The organism is Rhizorhapis sp. SPR117, from assembly GCF_021742065.1.
Genome location: NZ_JAKKIE010000010.1, coordinates 18456 through 36550, shown reverse-complemented (window position 1 = coordinate 36550; position 18095 = coordinate 18456). Strand labels below are relative to the sequence as shown.

Here is an 18095-nt window from a genome sequence, read left to right as displayed (position 1 = left end):
ATCATCGTTTACGTCCCCCGACTTCAGTTTGTTTTTTCAGGTGAGAATGACTGCGCCTTGTTTTCGCGTCGGGTGGCCGAAGCCTCTCCCCCGACGACGGCGACGACTTCGACCGGCTTGCTGTCCGGGATTTCCAGGAAGGACAGCACCGGTGTTTCGGGCAAATGCGGTTTGAACAGACGGGCCAGTGCCCGCCTTGCAACTGGCGAAGTCACGATTGCAAAACTGCGTGCCTGCCCCATGATCGGGCGGGCCGAATGCATGACCGCCTCGACAATGCGGTTGGCCAGAGCAGGCTCAATCGGATGCTGCGCCGCGCCTGAAATACGCATTGCCTGCGCCAGCATGGCTTCCAGATCACCATCAAGCGTGATGACGGGCAGCGGCATCTTCACCGGCACGAGGTTCTGAATGATGAGCGACCCGATACGCTGACGCACGCCCTCAACCAGTTGGTCGGGACTGACATCGGGTCCGGCAACATCGATCATTGCCTCGCAAATGCGGCGGAAATCCTTCAACGGCACGCCCTCGGACAGCAGCGAGCGACAGGCAGCGGCAATGGCGGCGAGCGAAAGCGGGTTGGGCGTCAGGCCCTCGGCAAGCTGGGGCGCCTTTTCCTTCAGCGCGTCGAGCAGCTTGCGGGCTTCATCAAGGCCAAACATCTGCGATGCATTCAGTGTGATCAGATGGTTGAGATGCGTCGCCACCACGGTTGGCGGATCGACAACGGTATAACCCGCCACCACCGCTTCGCTGCGCTTGTCCTTCGGAATCCAGACTGCGTCCAGACCGAAGGTCGGGTCTTTTGCCTTGCGTCCGGGAATTTCGTTTTCCAGATCGCCGCTGTCGAGCGCCAGCAAATCCTCTGGCCAGATCTCATCCTCACCGACGATGACGCCGGCTATGGTGATGCGATAGCAATTGGGTTCCAGCGCCAGATTGTCCTTCACCCGCACCATGGGCACGACAAAGCCCAGCTCACGGGACAATTGACGACGGATGCCGGTGATGCGCGCCATCAATGGCGCACCCTTGCGTTCATCAACCAGGCCGATCAGGCCATAGCCGATTTCAAGGCCAAGCGTCGCGCCGTCGGATACGTCGTCCCAGTTGATCTGTGCCGGATTTTCGGGCTGCGTTTCTTCAACCGCGGCCTCATCCGTTGCAGCTGGGCCATGGCGCAACCGCCAGGCGGCAAAGCCCGCGACACCGGCGGCCGGCAGGATGATCATGTGCGGCATGCCGGGCAACAGGCCCATGATGGTGAGAATGCCCGCCACAGGCGTCCATGCCTTGCTTGATCCGAACTGGCTGGTGATTTGACCTGAAAGATCGAGCGGCGAATTGACGCGCGTGACGATCCCTGCCGCCGCAATGGAAAGCAGCAATGCGGGCACCTGCGCCACCAAGGCATCGCCGATGGCCAGCAAAACATAGGCCTCCGCTGCCTCACCCAATGACAGGCCATGACTGACAGTGCCAAGGATGATGCCGCCCAGAATATTGATCACAAGGATCAGCACGCCCGCGACCGCATCGCCCTTCACAAATTTGGAAGCGCCGTCCATCGAGCCGTAGAAATCCGCCTCTGTGGCGACTTCCTGACGCCGCGCCTTCGCCTCTTCCGGGGTGACAAGACCGGCGTTCAGGTCGGCGTCGATCGCCATCTGCTTGCCCGGCAAGGCGTCCAGGGTGAAACGGGCCGACACTTCCGATACCCGACCCGCGCCCTTGGTTATGACCACCAGATTGATGATCATCAAAATGGCGAAGACGAAAATGCCGACGACATAATCGCCGCCGATCAGGAAATTGCCGAATGCCTCGATGACATGCCCCGCCGCGCCCGGTCCATTATGCCCATCGACCAGCACCACGCGGGTCGATGCGACGTTCAGGGCCAGCCGCAACAGCGTCGCGAACAGCAGAACTGTTGGAAAACTGGAAAAATCCAGCGGCTTGGCCGCATTCAAAGCCACCATCAAAACCGCAAGCGAAATCATGATGTTGGTGATGAAACCGATGTCGAGGACCAAAGCGGGAATAGGCACGACCATGAACATGACGAGCATCAGCGTCGCCATCGGCAGGATTGCGCCCTTCGCCGCGCCAACCCACAATTTTCCGTTCACTTGAGTGCGTGTCATCAGGCGCTTACCTTCCAAAAGTCGCAAGCATCAAATAGGCAAGCCGCGCCGTGTCTGGCTGCGGCGCGGTCGTCGGATAGGTCCGGTTTTCAAGCCGCGCCGTTTCAATCCGGACATAGTCGGCAGGCTGAACCTGCTTGTTTTCGGCCAGAGCGGGCAATCCTGATCCGCGCGATGAGGGCAAGACATCGCCCTCCCCACCCAGTTTTTCGGCAAAGCGCTGGCGTACTTCGGCAAGACTGCGCGGTGCACCGTTGCGATCATAAAAAACCCAACGATTGGCCGCCGCAGCCGCAGGCATGACTGATGCGGCAGATGCACCGGGATTTTGATCGTGGGCGCGCAGGAATTTCGCAGCGCCGCCAACACCCAGAAAATGGGCGAGATAGAGATCGGTGGAGGTGACTTCGCGGCTAAGCTGGCCTTCAAGCGTCGCCTGATTGTCGGCGGCATGTTCAGCCGCCATGACGGACGCGATTTCGGGGTGGGTGCGAAGGTCCAGGATTTGCTGGCGGACCGCCGGATCGCTGACATAATAGCGACCGTTACTGCTCTTGCCGATGGCGCTGGATGCCCAACCCAAGCCATGTTCTTCACCATGGTCGTTGATGACGCCCAGCCAGCTTTGGTCAATGAACTGATACAGGCCGGTCGCGCTGGATGTGCTGGCCCGAGCATCGGGATTCAGACTGCTTTCAATCTTTGCCTGGTTGAACAGATAATTAAAATCCACCCCTGTCCGCCGACTGGCCATGGCAATAGCATTGGTGACGCGGCTACCGCGCTCTGCCCCTGATATATTCATGTCCCGGAAGGCCGACATACAAATCCCCAAAACGGATCGGGGACGAACCATAAAAAAAGTCCCCGATTTCTCAGGGACTTGAAAAGCAATTTTCGTGCCAATTGCAAAATGGGCAAACGCCCAAGGAAAATCAGGGTTTATAGGTGGTCAGATCCATGCTTCCGCTATGAACTGCCAACAGATCGACGCGCTCCCGCGTCATGTCCGTCAGGAAGTTGACACGGACCCGTGCCGCTTCGACCAGCGGCATGATTTCACGGATACGGCCGGTCACTTCGTGTGTATCCCGCCATGCCCCATGTGAACGCACTTCTTCCAGCGCCCCACGCACGTCGGCAAGCACAGCCTCCATGCGCGCAATATCATCGCTGTCGAGCACATCGAGAAGATCGGAAAATCCGTTTCCGAGACGGTCCAATGCGGGAATAGTCATATCAGCCCTCTTTGCCGGGTAAGTCGAGATCCATCATCTTTTCCGCGATTTTTTCGGGATCGACCGGATAATCGCCATTGGCGATCGCCACCTTGATTTCGGCAATGCGCGCAGCATCGACAGGCGCGCCCTGCGCGGCCATGCGCGCGGCGGGATTGTGTGCCGCGCCAGTTTTCGACGTTCCATCGCCAAGGCCGGTCGACGATGCCGACTGCCCCTTGGCGCTTTCACGCAATTTGATGGAATTCAGCGCTGACGTCCTTGCCTGACCTATGGAATCAACCATGATAATGTTCCTTTGTTCGCCCCGCTCCCGCCTGATAACGGCAGAAGTAAGAATTAATTAAATCCTGGTACGCTGACCACGTCCATTTCAACGACCCGCGCCAAAACCGGATCGGATCTCCGGTCGGCCCGGACCCGGATCATGTCGCCTCGCGCCCCGTCCTCGTCGGCAATCATCATGGTCGAAACGGAAAAGCTCGCTCCACCCGCGACCAGTTGCACCGGATCGCCCTTTTTGACGAGAATGGCCGTCCCTTGTGTCGCAGCGGGCGTTGCTCCCGCCCGCAATGGCACGCGAATCCGCCAGCCGATTGCATCGCAGCGGACGACGGCCGCGCCCATGACAGGCCCTTCGATCGTTGGTGTATCAGGACAGGCAGCCAGTTTCAGCCGCCGGTCGATGGGAGCGGCCGGTCCGCCCGACTGCCCCACCCCGGCGCCCAGCCTTGCCGCCACCAGCGCGTCGAGGCCGTTCAGATCCTCAAAACGTTGCGCCGTGGCCGGCACGGTTGTCAGGGCGAGCAGCGTCAGACCCGCAGATATTGCTTTACGCACAAAATTCTCCTCGGCATTGCATTCCGCAATAAGTATGCAATTAATGTGCCAAGGGAGCTCAATCTTTCGCTTTGCGCTCTTCCTCTTGCCAGATCAATATGTGTTGACCGCCGACCACCTGTGCCTGTTCATCCAGGCCGCGAAGGCGCATCCGGCTGTCGGGAACGCCCGCTTCACGGAACGCGCGGGCGATGGCCGCCAGACGAGCAGCAGCCAGTTCCCAGCCATCCAAACGACGACTGCCTGCATCCTGACCAGCCGAAGAAATCTGGATAATATCTTTGTTATGAATGTGTTGCGCACCAATTTTCTTCAGCAATGTTCGGCCGCGATCCGTCAGCATTGCCTCTCCCGGTTCAAATAAATCGGCTGCGAGCATATCGATCCGACGACCCTCAGCCTGCCCCCCGAAATATTGGGAAACCTGCGAGACGACCTGATCCGGCCTCTGTCCGCTGGCTTGCAACAGCACGAAAAAACCCAGCAGCAAAAGACATAGATCAGCAAAACTGATCGCCCATCGTGCGCGGCGAACCGTGGTCATGCAGCATGCCTGACGGCATTTTGACGCATCGGGGCGACGTCCTGTTGACGCGGTCGGGTCATTTCCTGACACGCCACGTCCAGCATATGCCCGGTCAGTTCACGCTGCCACGCGATCTCCATTTCGGAAAGCAGGGCAAGGCGTGCGGCAATGGGGCCAGCGACCATATTCGCCAGCACCACGCCATATAGCGTCGTCAGCAACGCCATCGCCATTGCAGGGCCGATGGTGGCGGGATCGTCCATCGCGGCGAACATGCGGACAAGACCAAAAATCGTGCCCGCCATGCCAAGTGCAGGCGCGGCGTCGGCAATGGCAAGCCAGCTCTTGATCGCCGCATCATGCCGTTCTGACCGGCTGGCGAGATCCTGTGCTGCCCAACGCTGAAAATGTCCCGCGCTGGGTGCGTTGGCAAGTTCATCGATCGCCTGCCGCAGAAAACGACCCGTGGTTTCCACCCGATCGGCACAGGCAAGGCCCTTCAAATGGGTGACATGTTCGACCTGCCGCATGGCATGACGTGCCGCATCACGGTCCGCACGCGGGTGCGCGCGAAAGAGCGGGCGGAAGGCGGCGGGAAGACGGAAAAAATTTTCGCGACCCACCTGAAGCATGGCGACGAGCAGAGAACCGGCAAGGACCAGAGCAAAGGCAATGGGATTAAAAATATTCCCAAGGAAATCGAGCAATTCAGCCACTTTCCACTCCATCCGGCAAGAGGCGGCAAGCCATTGCCGCCGGACGGCAAAAATTTGCCGTCTGCTTTGCCGCCTGCGCCAAAACCCACGGAAAAACGTCTCTTATGCCACTTTTGCAATGAGCCGCATCAAATTGGCACAGCCTTTGCGTAAGGGAACCTGAGTGAGCTTTTTAAGCCGGTCGCATCGCCTTCACCCATCAGAACGGCAGCGGCGGTGGAACTTTTAACGGAGGCCGTAATGGCGTTGGAAGATAGTCTGTTTGGAGTGCACGGAAAGGCGCTGGCGCTGCGTTCGCAACGCCTGAGCCTGCTCGCCTCCAACATCGCCAATGCAGCGACCCCCCATTATAAAGCGCGCGACATCGACTTTGACAAGGCGCTCGCCGTCGCGACCCAGCGGGGCGTCAGCGCCGATCAGGCCGCCGATGGCGCAATGGGCTATCGTGTGCCGCTGCAATCCTCGCTGGACGGCAACACTGTCGAGCTTTCGACCGAACAGACGCTCTTTGCCGAAAACGCCGTGCAGTACCGCACCACGCTGGCCTTTCTGGAAGGCCGCATGGCGACGATCACACGCGCGCTGAAGGGAGAATGACCGCAATGGCAAACCCCATGAACATATTCGATATCGCCGGACGCGCCATGTCGGCACAGCTCGTGCGCCTGAATGCCACGGCATCCAATATGGCGAATGCCGGCACGATAACGGGCGACGAAAAAACCGCCTATCGCGCTATCAAGCCGGTGTTCCAGACCATAACCGACGGTCCGGGCATCGCCACTGTAAAGGTGGACAAGGTCGTTCAGTCCGACACCGCGCCGGTCAAGCGCCATGACCCCGGCCACCCTCTTGCCGACGCCAATGGCGACGTATGGGAAGCCGGCGTCGATAGCAGCGCCGAAATGGTCGAGATGATCGAAACCGCACGTCAGTACCAGAATAATGTGCAGGTCCTCCAGACCGCAAAATCTCTGATGCTCGACACCATAAGGATGGGCAAATGACGACAATCGCCAATGACTATGTTTCCACCCTGGCGTCGAGCACATCGACCACCAATGCCAAGGGGTCGAACGTCATGGATCAATCCAGCTTCCTCACGCTGATGACAGCGCAGCTCAAGATGCAGGACCCCTTTTCTCCTATGGATAATACGCAGATGGTCGCTCAAATGGCGCAATTCTCTCAAGTTGCGGGCATTTCCGAAATGAATGCCTCGCTCTCCAACATCTCCAACTCGATTGGCAGCCTGTCGAGCAGTCTTTCGGGTTCGCGTATATCCGATGCGGCTAACTGGATCGGCATGTCGATGCTGGTCAACAGCGATATCGCCACACCCGACCGCTATGGCGTCTATGGTGGCGAAGTGACGCTGGCGCAGGACACAGACGCGCTTTCGATCGATCTGACCGACGCCAACGGCAATATCGTCAAGAGCTTCGACATTGGTGCGAAATCCAAGGGCGACACGGTTCCCTTTTACTGGGACGGCAAGGACGCCAACGGCAACACCATCGACAGTCAGGCGCTGCAGGTAGTCGTAAACGGCGGCACGACCTCTTCCATGTCGACCTGGGCTGCCATTGCGGGTGTGCAATCTCCCGCCGATGCCAGTTCGGCCAAACTCATCACCGCCATCGGCCAATTTTCCCCCAGCGATGCCAAACGGCTCAGCTGAACCTGTTTTCAAGAAGGAGTAGCATCATATGTCTTTCTATCTCTCGCTATCCGGCCTCAAAGGCGCGCAAGCGGATTTGACGACCATTTCCAATAACGTTGCGAACGTCAGCTCCACCGCCTTCAAAAAGAGCCGTGCCAACTTTGGCGACATTTTCGCCTCTGCGCCCCTGCAGACGGCGGGCACCGTAGCTGGACAGGGCGTGCGCCTGACCGGTCTGGCGCAGCAATTCACGCAGGGTACGCTGGAAACCACGGACAAGACGCTTGATCTTGCCATCACAGGCGAAGGCTTCTTCACCGTCAGCACACCGCCGCCGACCAGCCAGATCGGCTATACCCGCAACGGCGCCTTCGGTCTGGACGAAAATCGCTTCGTCGTGGACACGACGGGCAGCCGCCTGCAGGGCCTGCCAGTCGATGCCAGTGGCAATGTCACGGGCACGGCGGCCAGTGATCTGATGGATCTGCAAGTACCGACCTCCTACACCGATGCGGGGGGCAACGAGATTGAGCTGTCCAGCCTGGGCATTTCCCAAACAGGCCTGGTCACCGCTACCTTTGCTGATGGTTCGACGCAGGCACTGGGCGATGTCGCCATGGCAAGCTTTCCCAGTCAGGAAGGCCTGCGCCAGAGCGGCGATGCACATTGGCAGGCCAATGCCGCCAGCGGCACCCCCCTATATGGCACCGGCGCCTCGGGCCTGTTCGGTTCGATCCAGTCCGGCGCGCTCGAACGCTCCAACGTCGACATCACCGAAGAACTGGTCGCACTGATTTCAGCCCAGCGGAATTTTCAGGCCAATGCAAAGGCCATCGAATCCGCCAGCACGATGACTTCGGCCATCGTCAATCTGCGCACCTGATTCGCCTGATTAAAGGGAGTTATTGACCGATGGACCGTCTGATCAACACATCGCTGACCGCTATGCGCGGCGCCATGGCGCGGCAGACGGCCATCGCCAATAATCTTGCAAATGCCAGCACGACCGGCTTTCGCGCCGAAATTGCCAATGCCAGCACGACATGGCTGAACGGGCAGAGCCTGAACAGCCGCGCCATGCAGAGCGAACAGGTGATTGCCGCCAACATGAAGTCTGGATCGGTCACACAGACCGGCAATCCGCTTGATGTGGCTTTGAACGGCGATGCTTTGCTGACCGTGCAGGCCCCCGATGGGGGTGAAGCCTATACACGGCGCGGCGATCTGACGCTGAACGAAAGCGGCCTGCTCACCACCGGCGATGGCAATCCCGTTTTGGGTGAAGGCGGCCCCATCACCCTGCCGCCCGCCGACAGCATTTCCATCGGCAAGGACGGCAGCATCTGGATCGTGCCGCAAGGCGGCGACCTCGCCCAGCCGCAGCAGATCGAAAAACTGAAGCTGGTTTCGGCCAAGGGCTCGGAAATCTCCAAGGGCATAGATGGCCTTTTCCATGAGGTGAACGGCGGCGCGTTACCGGAAGACCCGGACGCCAGCGTCACATCGCAGGCACTGGAAGGGTCGAACGTCAATCCGACCGATGCGCTGGTCCAGATGATCGATGCCAGCCGCGCCTGGGAAACACAGATCAAGATGATCACCACGGCCAAGGAACTCGATGACAGCGGCGCTAGTCTGATGCGCCTGCCCAACTGAATTTAGCGAAGGGAATTGATGCCATGACCAATGCCGCACTGCAGGTCGCCCGCACCGGGCTCGACGCGCAAAATACCAAGATGCAGGTCATCGCCAACAATCTGGCGAACGTAAATACTACCGGATTCAAGAAGGACCGGGCCAATTTCGAAACGCTGGCCTATCAGCAAATGATTGCGGCCGGCACGCAGTCGGATTCCGAAAATCAATATGCCGTGGGCCTCTCGCTGGGTTCGGGCGTGCAGATGGCGGGCACGGCCCGCATCGATACGCAGGGTTCGATGACGACCACCGGCAACGGCCTGGATATGGCGATTGAAGGTTCGGGCTATTTTCAGATTTCGATGCCCGATGGTTCCACCGGCTATACCCGCGCGGGCAATTTCAACCTGAGCAGCGAAGGCGTCATCGTCACTGGCGATGGCCTTCCGGTCCAGCCGCAGATTCAGGTGCCTGAAGGCGCCACCAGCCTGACCATAGGCTCCGATGGCACCATATCGGCAACACTGGCCGGACAGGCCGAACCGACACAGCTCGGCCAGATCGAAACGGCCCGCTTCGTCAATTCCGCCGGACTGCAGGCATTGGGCAACAACCTCTATGCCGAAACCGCCGCCAGCGGCCAGCCTCAGGTCGGCGCCGCCGGTATCGACGGGCGCGGTGCTATCCGTCAGGGCGCATTGGAAGGCTCCAACGTCAATGTCGTCGAAGAACTGGTCGACATGATCGAAACGCAGCGCGCCTATGAAGTGAACAGCAAGATGATCTCCGCCACCGACGAAATGCTGAAATATGTCAATCAGAACATCTGATATGAACCGCTTTGCCGCAGTGATCGCGTTAAGCGCTCTAGGCATCTGCATCGGCGGAACGGCACAGGCGCGTTCGCGAGCGGCCCCGCTGGATTATGCGCCCACTTACGCCCAATCCCTCGCGTCGCAGCAGCAAGTCGCCAACGGTTCGATATTTCAGCTCGCCAGCGGCTATGCTCCGCTGACCAGTGGCACACGCGCCGCCATGGTTGGCGACGTGCTGACCATTGCACTCGTCGAACGGACGCAGGCGACCAAAAGCAACAGCGCCTCTACCGACCGGAAAGGCGGCATCGGTCTCAGCCCGCCCGCCACCGGCCCCCTCTCGCTTTTTTCCAGCAGCGACATCGGCATGGGCGGCAGTCAGGATTTCACCGGCAAGGGTCAGGCGGAACAGTCCAACGCCTTGTCAGGCGAAGTGACGGTGACCATTGCCCAGGTCTATCCCAACGGCACCATGCTGGTGCGTGGGCAAAAACAGCTCACGCTCAACCGTGGCGACGAATTCATCCAGATTTCGGGACTGGTTCGCGCGGCCGACATCGGCCCGGACAACCGCGTCGCATCGACCCGCGTCGCCGATGCAAAGATCACCTACACCGGCAAGGGAGAACTCGCGCGCGCCAGTCGGCAAGGCTGGCTGCAACGCTTTTTCTCCGCCATCAGCCCCTTTTAACGGAGCATGTTCATGACCCGGTTGTTTCCCCTGCCCCCTATGCTTCGCGGCCTGTTCTGCCTGATGCTGGGCGCGATCGTCGCGGCCAGTCCAGCGTCTGCCGAACGGATCAAGGATCTGGGCAATTTCCAAAGCCTGCGTACCAACCAGTTGACTGGTTACGGCATAGTCGTGGGTCTGGCGGGAACCGGGGATGACAGTCTGGATTACTCGACGCAGGGCGTCAAAGGCATGGTGTCGCGTTTCGGCCTGACCCTGCCGCCCGGTATCAACCCATCCCTGAAAAATGCGGCGGCAGTCATGGTCACCGCTGAATTGCCGGCCTTTGCCAAGCCCGGTCAGCGGCTGGACATCACCGTATCGGCGCTCGGCAAATCCAAATCGCTGCGCGGCGGTACGCTGATCATGACACCTTTGCGCGGTGCCGATGGACAGATTTACGCAATGGCGCAGGGCAACCTCGCCGTTGGCGGTCTGGGTGTCGAGGGCGCGGACGGTTCGAAAGTTTCGGTCAACATCCCATCGGCCGGACGTATTCCGGGCGGGGCGACGGTTGAACAGGCAGTCGCCACGGGCTTTGCGGATACCCCGTCGCTGACCTTCAACCTAGCTGAAGCTGACCTTACTACCGCATTGCGTGTGGCCGACGCTATCAACCTGACTTTTGGTGACAACCGCGCCCATGCGGAAGACGCCGTTTCGATCAGAATCGAGGCAGAGCCCGGCGCGGAAACGCGCATCATGATGATGGGGCTGATCGAAAACATCAACGTGAAGCCTGCCGAAGCGCCCGCCAAGGTCATCGTCAATGCACGCACGGGAACCGTCGTCATCAACGGCGCCGTCAGGATCAATCCAGCCGCCGTCAGCCATGGAAAGTTGACCGTCCGCGTGGGAGAATCCCCCCGCGTCGTCCAGCCGCTGCCCTTTTCCAAGGGCCGGACCGCGGTCGAACAATCAAGCACGCTCGACGTCGCCGAAGAACGCAATCCGATGTTTCAGTTCAAGGGCGGCGCGTCCCTGTCCGATATTGTCAAGGCTGTGAATGCCATCGGGACGGCCCCTGCCGATCTGGTCGCCATTCTGGAAGCGCTGAAACAGGCAGGCGCCATGAAAGCCGAACTGGTGGTGCTGTAATGAATACGAACGCTATCCTTTCCTCAGGGAGATCCGTCGCGCCCGCTGCAACGAGCGCGACGGATCATGAAGCCCTGACAAAGGCAGCCAAAGCCTTTGAAGCCGTCTTCATGCGCCAGATGATTTCGTCGATGCGGTCGGCCAGTCTGGGCGAAGATTTGCTGGGTTCCAAAGCCACCGAGCAATTCCGCGATATGTCCGACGCGCGCGTGGCGGACACGATGGCGGACGGTGAGGGCCTGGGCATCGCAACGATGCTGCTCAAGCAATTTGAGGGCAAGATATGAGCGATCTTCTGTCCATCGGCGCATCCGGCACCAAGGCGTATCGGGCGGCGCTGGCTGCCATTTCCGAAAATATCTCCAACGCCGACACCGCCAATTATGCACGGCGATCAATTCGGATGAGCGAGTCGGCGGTATCGACCAGTACATCGGCCTTCTATGTGCCCAGCGCCAATTTCGGCGGCGTGGAAGTTGCCGGCGTCATACGTGCCAGCGATCCCTATCTGGATGCCTCCGCACGGCTGACGGGCAACCGGCTGGGCAGCGCCTCAGCGCGGGCGAAATGGCTCACCGATGTGGAAACCGCGCTCAACGACACGAAGAACGGCGTCGGGCAACTCATGACCTCCATGTTTGCTTCGGCTGAAACGCTGGCGGCAAACCCGACGAATGAATCCCGGGGTACAGCCTTCCTTTTCAACATCGATCAGGTCGTGGCCGCCTTTCAACAGACCGCGAGCGACCTGCAAACGGTATCGGAGGGCCTTGCGTCCGCATCATCGGTCAGCGTCTCAACGATCAACGATGCGTTGACTGAACTGGCGCGGGTCAATGACGGCCTGCGCCGCGTGAATTCCGGCACATCGGTCGAAGCACAGCTTATCGACAGCCGCGACGCCGCGCTTTCGACGATCACCAGCCAGATCGACGTCAGTATCGCCTTTGGCGATCGCGGCACCGTCACCGTGCAGTATGCCGGCAATAATATCGTCGCAAACGGGGCAGCAGGCACCTTTTCCGTTGCCCAGAATGCTGACGGCACACTCGCCATGACCCTGGATGGCAACGCCGTCGCTGCACCCGGCAACGGTGTTCTGGGCGGCCTGTTCGCCAGCGCCAGCGTCACCAGCACGCGCATCACCGATGTTGATGCGCTGGCTGTGCAGTTCGCGCAGGATATGAACAATTGGCATCAGGCAGGCTACACATCGGCGGGCGCTGCCGGAGAGGCGATCCTATCGGTTGGCACCACAGCCGCATCCCTGCAATTGCTGATCAGCAATCCAGCCGACATTGCCACTGCATCGGCGGATGGCACGGCCAACGGCAATCTGCTGAATATCAATTCCATCCGGGGTACAAGCGGCGCCGAAAGCGGCTGGACCCGGATCATCAATACGCACGGCACCCTTCTGACCGCCACCTTGAACGAAGCGACCGCTGCCGGTGCCCGCGATGAACAAGCCCGTGCCGCCCGCGAACAAGTGTCCGGTGTCGATCTGGATCTGGAGGCGGCGGAGTTGCTGCGCATGCAGCAGAATTATTCGGGATGCGCGAAAATCATCCAGGTCGCGCGGGAAACGTTCAAGAACATATTGGACCTGCTTTAAGGATTAGCAAATCATGGTTGCGATCACGCGTCAGACACTCGCCGATGAAATCAGACGCCAGCAAAAGCTGACGCAGGAGATCACGCAGGCTCAGATAGCGGTTTCGTCAGGCAAAAAACTTGCCGCGCCATCCGACGATGTTCAGTCATGGGTGGAAATTTCGGAGATCGGCAAGATGCAGGCAAGCAATGCCGCCTGGGCCGATAATGCCGCCTATGGCGAAAGCCGCTCATCCAAAGCGGAAACCAACCTGAGCGAAATCAACAATCTGATGATCCGGGCACAGGAATTACTCGTCGCCGCCGCCTCGGCTGCCGGGGGGACAGAAGGTCGCACGGCCATTCTGGCTGACTTGAACGGCATTCGCGAAACCCTGTCGACGCTACTGAATGAAACCGATTATCAGGGAGTGCCCGTATTCGACGACAGCACGACGGTCAAAATTCCCGTCGGGCGCGGTATCCAGCTGGAAGTCGTTGGCACGCGCCAGAGTGTTGCCGAAGGCATTGACGTGAATGGCACCGCGATGTCGCTCGACGATATATTGGCTTCAGCCATTGCTGCCGTGACCAGCGGAGATAATGCTGCACAGGCTGCTGCGCTCAGTTCCGTTGAGAAGGGCTTGAGCCATGTCATTGGCGAACAGTCGAAACAGGGCATCAGAGCCGAACGATTGTCCTCGGTCGCTGACCGCCTGACCGATGCCGCTTTGTCGCTGAACGAAAAGCGGTCCACGTTGGAAGATACCGATCTGACCGAAACGATAGCAAAGATGCAGCAAAAGCTGCTGACGCTGGAGGCGGCACAGGCAGCCTTTGCGCGGATCAACCAGAAATCCCTTTTCGACCTGATCAGCTAACTGTCCCTTCCACCAATATATCTGTTCTCGCCCTAAATTTTCGCCCGCCGCAGCCGTTTTTCCCAATATCGGACCGCCAGTTTTTCGGACCGGGACCAATTGGACTTAACCGCGGGGATCATCATGTTTGCAGGTATCGGCGTAGTCGTCCTTCTCGTCATGGTATTTGGCGGGTTCGTTATCACTGGCGGCGACATTGGTCCGGTTCTTCATGCTCTCCCCCATGAAATGATGATCATTGGCGGCGCTGCTGTCGGCGCGCTGATCATCGGCAACAGCGGCGCTGATTTGAAGGCACTGCTGGGAGGCCTCAAAAAAGTATTCGTGGGTCCAAAATACAAGAAGCAGGACTTTCTCGACTGCATCTTCCTGGTCTCGCGCCTGATGAAAACCTTGCGCGTCGAGGGACCAGTGGCGTTGGAACCGCATATCGAGGACCCTAAGTCCTCGACGATTTTTGCCGAATATCCCCGATTGGTAAGCGACACGACACTCATCCACCTGATCTGTGACACGTTGCGGCTGGTCGTCGTGTCATCGGGTACGCTCGACCCTCATGCGGTCGAGGACGTCATGGACAACAGCCTGAAGACCCATCATCATGAATCGATCCGTCCTGCGGACAATCTGCAGGGATTGGCCGACGCCCTTCCCGCATTGGGCATTGTCGCCGCCGTGCTGGGCGTGGTGAAGACCATGGGATCGATCGACAAGCCGCCCGAAATTCTGGGCGCGATGATCGGTTCCGCGCTGGTTGGTACGTTTCTGGGCGTTCTGCTGGCTTATGGCCTGGTCAACCCCTTTGCCAATCGCTGCCGGTCGATCATAGAGCATGACGGCGCGATCTATCACGTCGTCAAGCAGATCATCGTGGCATCGCTCCACGGCCATCCCCAGCCGCTGGTCATCGAAGCCGCACGATCGAGCTTGTCCCATGCCAACCAGCCCGCCTTTGCCGAAGTATTTGATGGCATGAGAGGCAAATAAGCCATGGCCGCATCCAAGAAGCGAGGTTCGAACGAACCCGAGCCCCGGCCGATCATCGTCAAAAAGATCATCGTCGAAGGTCATAGCGGTCACCACGGCGGGGCATGGAAAGTGGCCTATGCCGACTTTGTAACGGCAATGATGGCGTTTTTCCTGCTGATGTGGCTGTTGGGCGCAACAACCGAGCGGCAGCGCAAATCGCTGGCCGACTATTTCACGCCAACCCTGGTGGAAATGAAGCTGCAAAGCGCCGGTTCCAACGGCCTGTTCGGCGGTGACAGCCTGGTCGCCAAGGATAATTATCCGACCACCGGCGGCAAAGGCAACCGTTCGATCACTATCCCGCGCGATGCGACCGGGGTGAATGACGAGGGCGGCAAAAGCATGAAAAGCCGTGACCGCGCCAAATTTCAGGAAATCAAGCAAGCCCTGGAACAGCGGATGGCGATGAACAAGGATATGCAGCGGCTGCGCAAGAATGTTCGCTTTACGGAAACGAAGGAAGGCCTGCGCATCGATCTGGTCGATGAGGCTGATTTTTCGATGTTCGCACTCGCGACCGATAGGCTGCTGCCACAGGCGCGCGGATTGGTTGCCGAAGTTGCAAAGGCTATAACCACCATGCCCAATGATGTGATCGTGCGCGGCCATACCGATGCCCTGCCCTATTCCGGGGGGCGTACAATGAACAACTGGATGCTCTCGACAGCACGGGCCGAAGCGACGCGCCGGGCGCTGCTCGACAATGGGATCGCGCTTGATCGCTTTGCCCGGATAGAGGGTGTTGCCGATCGCGAACCTTTCACGCCCTCCAATATCTATGACCCGCGCAACCGCCGCATATCGATTACTCTTGCCTGGAGCAAAGGGGCACCTCGCAGCATAGGTCCCCACAGCATCAGGGGATCGGCCATGCTGCCTGACAAGGTCAAGCCCAAACCCCCAAGACGACCGCCGGGCAGACACAAGCCCCTTCCGCCCACAAATGTCGATCTGGGCAAAACCGCCCTGCCGCCGGGAGTGGAATTGAAATCCATCGATTGAGCGATGCCATTCCTGAATGGGATGGATCACTATAACGCAGCGTCGGCAAAATCCGCCCCAACCGCGAATCATCCTACCCGGGTCCGGTACGTGGGCGGCAACAGGATACTGGACTTTCCATATGTTTTACAAACGTATAACAATATAGTAATGCACGATAAAACAACCCAGGATGCCGTAATGACCAGAGCGGCTTTTTCGCGCGAATCTGCTGATTTTCGTCGGCAGGCGATGATTGATGCAACTGCCGCGTGCCTCGCTGAAAAGGGTGTGGCCGGCACATCGGTGCGCGCCATTTGCAGGCGGGCGGGCGTATCGGCAGGATTGCTCCGTCATTATTTCGACGGGGTGGATGCGCTGATCGCCGACACCTATCGCGCCACCAGCACCCGGCTGTCGAAAGCGGTATCGGCAGCCGTGGCCGCGGCCGGGAATGACAAGCGCACGCGTCTTATTACCTATGTCACGGCCAATTTTCATCCTCCGGTCGCGGATCCGACGCTGCTTGCAACCTGGATCGCGTTCTGGAGCCTCATCAAGAACGATAACGACATCGCCGCTATTCACGCGCATAGTTATGCCGCTTTCCGGGCGGAACTGGAAGAGTTGCTGGCCGAATGCGGCATGACCCCGGCACAGGCCGGTCCCGCTGCAATTGCCCTGACCGCGCTGATCGATGGATTATGGCTCGAACTGTCGCTCGGCTCGTCTGCATTTACCGCGGATCAGGCAAGCGCCATAGCAATTCGGTGGATCGACACGTTGCTGGAACGGCCGGATTTCTGACAGTATCGGCTCAACTCTCCGGCGCCGATAGCGGGAGCACCAGACTGGCCCGCAGACCGCCTTCTAAACGGTTTGCAAGGCGCAGTTCCCCGCCATGTTCGAGCATGATCGCCTGAACCAGCGCCAAACCAAGCCCCGCGCCGCCGGTGTCGCGGTTGCGTGAATCCTCCATCCGGGTGAACGGCTCCATCATTTCCGCCATGCGCTCCTGCGCAATACCGGGGCCTTCGTCATTCACATCAATGCGAATGCTATCGCCATCCCGCACCAGTTCGACCTGGGCATGCTCACCATATTTCAGGGCATTTTCGACTAGATTGCGTAACGCCCGCTTCAGCAATTGCGGCCTTACCAATGCGATGATGCGGTCGCATTCGGTCAACGCCACATCGCCGCCCAATTCAACGAAATCTTCGACGACTGCATCAGCAAGCGCCGCCAGATCGACTTTCTGGATCTCTTCCATGCTCCGCCCCATGCGAGCGAGGGACAATATATCGTCGAGCATCCGGTTCATTTCCAGGATCGTTTCAGTCATGCGCGCGCGTTCGCCTTCATCCTCCACCGATTCCGCCCGCACCCGCAACGAGGCCAGTGGCGTCCGCAAATCATGACCAATCGCGCCCAGCATCCGGTCTTTTTCATTGAGCATCGCCAGCAGGCGTGAACGCATCGCATTGAAGGCTGTAGTAAGGCGGCGCACGTCACCCGGCCCACGTTCATGGACCGGCCCTGCCGCGCCAGTGGTCGCAAACTGTTCCGCCGCCCCCGTCAAATCCCGCAAGGGACGCGCGATCAGGCGACCGACCAACAACAATGGCACAAGGACAAAGACATAGAGAACCAGCGTCTGACCAATCAACCACCCCAGAAAACGTGGTGAATGCCTTCGCAATCGGGTTTGGGCCGTAACCCACTGATCCTTTGCATATTCGACTGAAAGGAACAGCCCGCCACGTGGCGGGCGCAGGTCGCGGATGACCGGATTCGCGCTGTGTCGCCAGGAGCGTTGATGCGCATCATAAGGCCGTGCGATCGCTCTGATGGACAAAACCCGCACGCCGGCTTCATTCAGCATATCGCTGGCCCGCTGTTCTATATCCGACCGTCGTTGACCGGCAATAACCGGTGCAGATTGGGAAAAGACGACGCGCTCCACCCGGGGAAAGGATGTCGCACCGCTTCCCAGCCGGTCGATGGCATCTATCACACGCGCTGCGGCGGGCGCCGCCGCAACCGTCAGCAACTGCCGTTCCCGTTCACGATAGAGCAGAGCAAAATTGACCGCTTGCGCCACGAACAGGGCAAGCGCGACAATCAGAATAACCTGTCCTACCAGACTGGCGGGGAAAATTCGGCGCAACAGGCCCTTTCCTGAACCGCTTGCGCC

General features: G+C 59.3%; 23 protein-coding genes. 15 read left to right on the top strand and 8 right to left on the bottom strand.

Translation table 11 applies throughout. The features are described 5' to 3' along the window. Nucleotides 1–23: 23 nt before the first annotated feature. From flhA to L3X40_RS05955, 7 genes are all read right to left on the bottom strand, one after another. The gene (flhA, locus tag L3X40_RS05985) at nt 24–2150 is read right to left on the bottom strand and encodes a flagellar biosynthesis protein FlhA (RefSeq protein ID WP_237364850.1); all 2127 of its coding nucleotides are present in this window, start codon (nt 2148–2150) and stop codon (nt 24–26) included. 7 nt (nt 2151–2157) lie between these two features. Continuing rightward, a complete protein-coding gene (locus L3X40_RS05980) occupies nt 2158–2973 on the bottom strand; it encodes a lytic transglycosylase domain-containing protein (RefSeq protein WP_237364849.1) in 816 nt (271 codons plus the stop codon). A gap of 112 nt (nt 2974–3085) precedes the next feature. Next, entirely contained in the window at nt 3086–3388 is a 303-nt protein-coding gene (locus L3X40_RS05975; protein WP_237364848.1) for a hypothetical protein, read from the bottom strand. A 1-nt stretch (nt 3389) separates the two neighbouring features. After that, nucleotides 3390–3674, bottom strand: coding sequence for a flagellar biosynthesis anti-sigma factor FlgM (gene flgM / locus L3X40_RS05970; protein ID WP_237364847.1), 285 nt, complete (start codon nt 3672–3674; stop codon nt 3390–3392). Between the two features lie 53 nt (nt 3675–3727). Then, a complete protein-coding gene (locus tag L3X40_RS05965; protein WP_237364846.1) occupies nt 3728–4228 on the bottom strand; it encodes a flagella basal body P-ring formation protein FlgA in 501 nt (166 codons plus the stop codon). 58 nt (nt 4229–4286) lie between these two features. Beyond that, on the bottom strand, nt 4287–4772 hold the full coding sequence (locus tag L3X40_RS05960) for a flagellar motor protein MotB (RefSeq protein WP_237364845.1): 486 nt from the start codon (nt 4770–4772) through the stop codon (nt 4287–4289). Beyond that, nucleotides 4769–5284 (bottom strand): MotA/TolQ/ExbB proton channel family protein, encoded by a 516-nt coding sequence (locus L3X40_RS05955; protein WP_338331130.1) that lies wholly within the window; start codon nt 5282–5284, stop codon nt 4769–4771. The genes L3X40_RS05960 and L3X40_RS05955 overlap by 4 nt, the downstream gene beginning before the upstream one ends. On the opposite strand from L3X40_RS05955, the gene L3X40_RS05950 reads away from it, so the two are divergent. The 15 genes from L3X40_RS05950 to betI all read left to right on the top strand — a co-directional run bounded on the left by L3X40_RS05950 (nt 5267) and on the right by betI (nt 16705). Beyond that, nucleotides 5267–5623 carry a hypothetical protein gene (locus L3X40_RS05950; RefSeq protein ID WP_237364900.1) on the top strand — a complete coding sequence of 119 codons (357 nt, stop codon included), beginning with the start codon at nt 5267–5269 and terminating at the stop codon, nt 5621–5623. The two genes, L3X40_RS05955 and L3X40_RS05950, sit on opposite strands and share 18 nt — an antisense overlap. Before the next feature lie 87 nt (nt 5624–5710). Then, nucleotides 5711–6067 (top strand): flagellar basal body rod protein FlgB, encoded by a 357-nt coding sequence (flgB, locus tag L3X40_RS05945; RefSeq protein ID WP_237364844.1) that lies wholly within the window; start codon nt 5711–5713, stop codon nt 6065–6067. Nucleotides 6068–6084: 17 nt separating this feature from the next. Further along, the gene (gene flgC / locus L3X40_RS05940) at nt 6085–6477 is read left to right on the top strand and encodes a flagellar basal body rod protein FlgC (RefSeq protein ID WP_237364843.1); all 393 of its coding nucleotides are present in this window, start codon (nt 6085–6087) and stop codon (nt 6475–6477) included. Next, nucleotides 6474–7151, top strand: coding sequence for a flagellar hook assembly protein FlgD (locus L3X40_RS05935; RefSeq protein ID WP_237364842.1), 678 nt, complete (start codon nt 6474–6476; stop codon nt 7149–7151). Before flgC ends, L3X40_RS05935 begins: the two co-directional genes overlap by 4 nt. Nucleotides 7152–7179: 28 nt before the next feature. Then, complete coding sequence (locus tag L3X40_RS05930; protein WP_237364841.1) at nt 7180–8016, top strand: flagellar hook-basal body complex protein; 837 nt, start codon at nt 7180–7182, stop codon at nt 8014–8016. A gap of 29 nt (nt 8017–8045) precedes the next feature. Beyond that, entirely contained in the window at nt 8046–8789 is a 744-nt protein-coding gene (gene flgF, locus L3X40_RS05925) for a flagellar basal-body rod protein FlgF (protein ID WP_237364840.1), read from the top strand. Between the two features lie 23 nt (nt 8790–8812). Next, the gene (gene flgG / locus L3X40_RS05920) at nt 8813–9601 is read left to right on the top strand and encodes a flagellar basal-body rod protein FlgG (protein ID WP_237364839.1); all 789 of its coding nucleotides are present in this window, start codon (nt 8813–8815) and stop codon (nt 9599–9601) included. A 1-nt stretch (nt 9602) separates the two neighbouring features. Next, a complete protein-coding gene (locus tag L3X40_RS05915) occupies nt 9603–10277 on the top strand; it encodes a flagellar basal body L-ring protein FlgH (protein WP_237364838.1) in 675 nt (224 codons plus the stop codon). A 39-nt stretch (nt 10278–10316) separates the two neighbouring features. Then, on the top strand, nt 10317–11414 hold the full coding sequence (locus tag L3X40_RS05910) for a flagellar basal body P-ring protein FlgI (RefSeq protein ID WP_237364896.1): 1098 nt from the start codon (nt 10317–10319) through the stop codon (nt 11412–11414). After that, complete coding sequence (locus L3X40_RS05905; protein WP_237364837.1) at nt 11414–11701, top strand: rod-binding protein; 288 nt, start codon at nt 11414–11416, stop codon at nt 11699–11701. Before L3X40_RS05910 ends, L3X40_RS05905 begins: the two co-directional genes overlap by 1 nt. Further along, nucleotides 11698–13029 carry a flagellar hook-associated protein FlgK gene (flgK, locus tag L3X40_RS05900; RefSeq protein ID WP_237364836.1) on the top strand — a complete coding sequence of 444 codons (1332 nt, stop codon included), beginning with the start codon at nt 11698–11700 and terminating at the stop codon, nt 13027–13029. Before L3X40_RS05905 ends, flgK begins: the two co-directional genes overlap by 4 nt. A gap of 13 nt (nt 13030–13042) precedes the next feature. Then, complete coding sequence (locus L3X40_RS05895; RefSeq protein ID WP_237364835.1) at nt 13043–13888, top strand: flagellin; 846 nt, start codon at nt 13043–13045, stop codon at nt 13886–13888. A 123-nt stretch (nt 13889–14011) separates the two neighbouring features. Then, on the top strand, nt 14012–14875 hold the full coding sequence (gene motA / locus L3X40_RS05890; RefSeq protein WP_237364834.1) for a flagellar motor stator protein MotA: 864 nt from the start codon (nt 14012–14014) through the stop codon (nt 14873–14875). Nucleotides 14876–14878: 3 nt separating this feature from the next. After that, complete coding sequence (locus tag L3X40_RS05885) at nt 14879–15919, top strand: flagellar motor protein MotB (protein WP_237364833.1); 1041 nt, start codon at nt 14879–14881, stop codon at nt 15917–15919. Nucleotides 15920–16099: 180 nt separating this feature from the next. Further along, nucleotides 16100–16705: a transcriptional regulator BetI gene (gene betI / locus L3X40_RS05880; RefSeq protein ID WP_237364832.1), complete on the top strand. Its 606-nt coding sequence runs from the start codon at nt 16100–16102 to the stop codon at nt 16703–16705. A gap of 10 nt (nt 16706–16715) precedes the next feature. Here the strand turns inward: betI and L3X40_RS05875 are convergent, their stop codons facing one another. Continuing rightward, on the bottom strand, nt 16716–18068 hold the full coding sequence (locus L3X40_RS05875) for a HAMP domain-containing sensor histidine kinase (RefSeq protein ID WP_237364831.1): 1353 nt from the start codon (nt 18066–18068) through the stop codon (nt 16716–16718). Nucleotides 18069–18095: the final 27 nt, after the last annotated feature.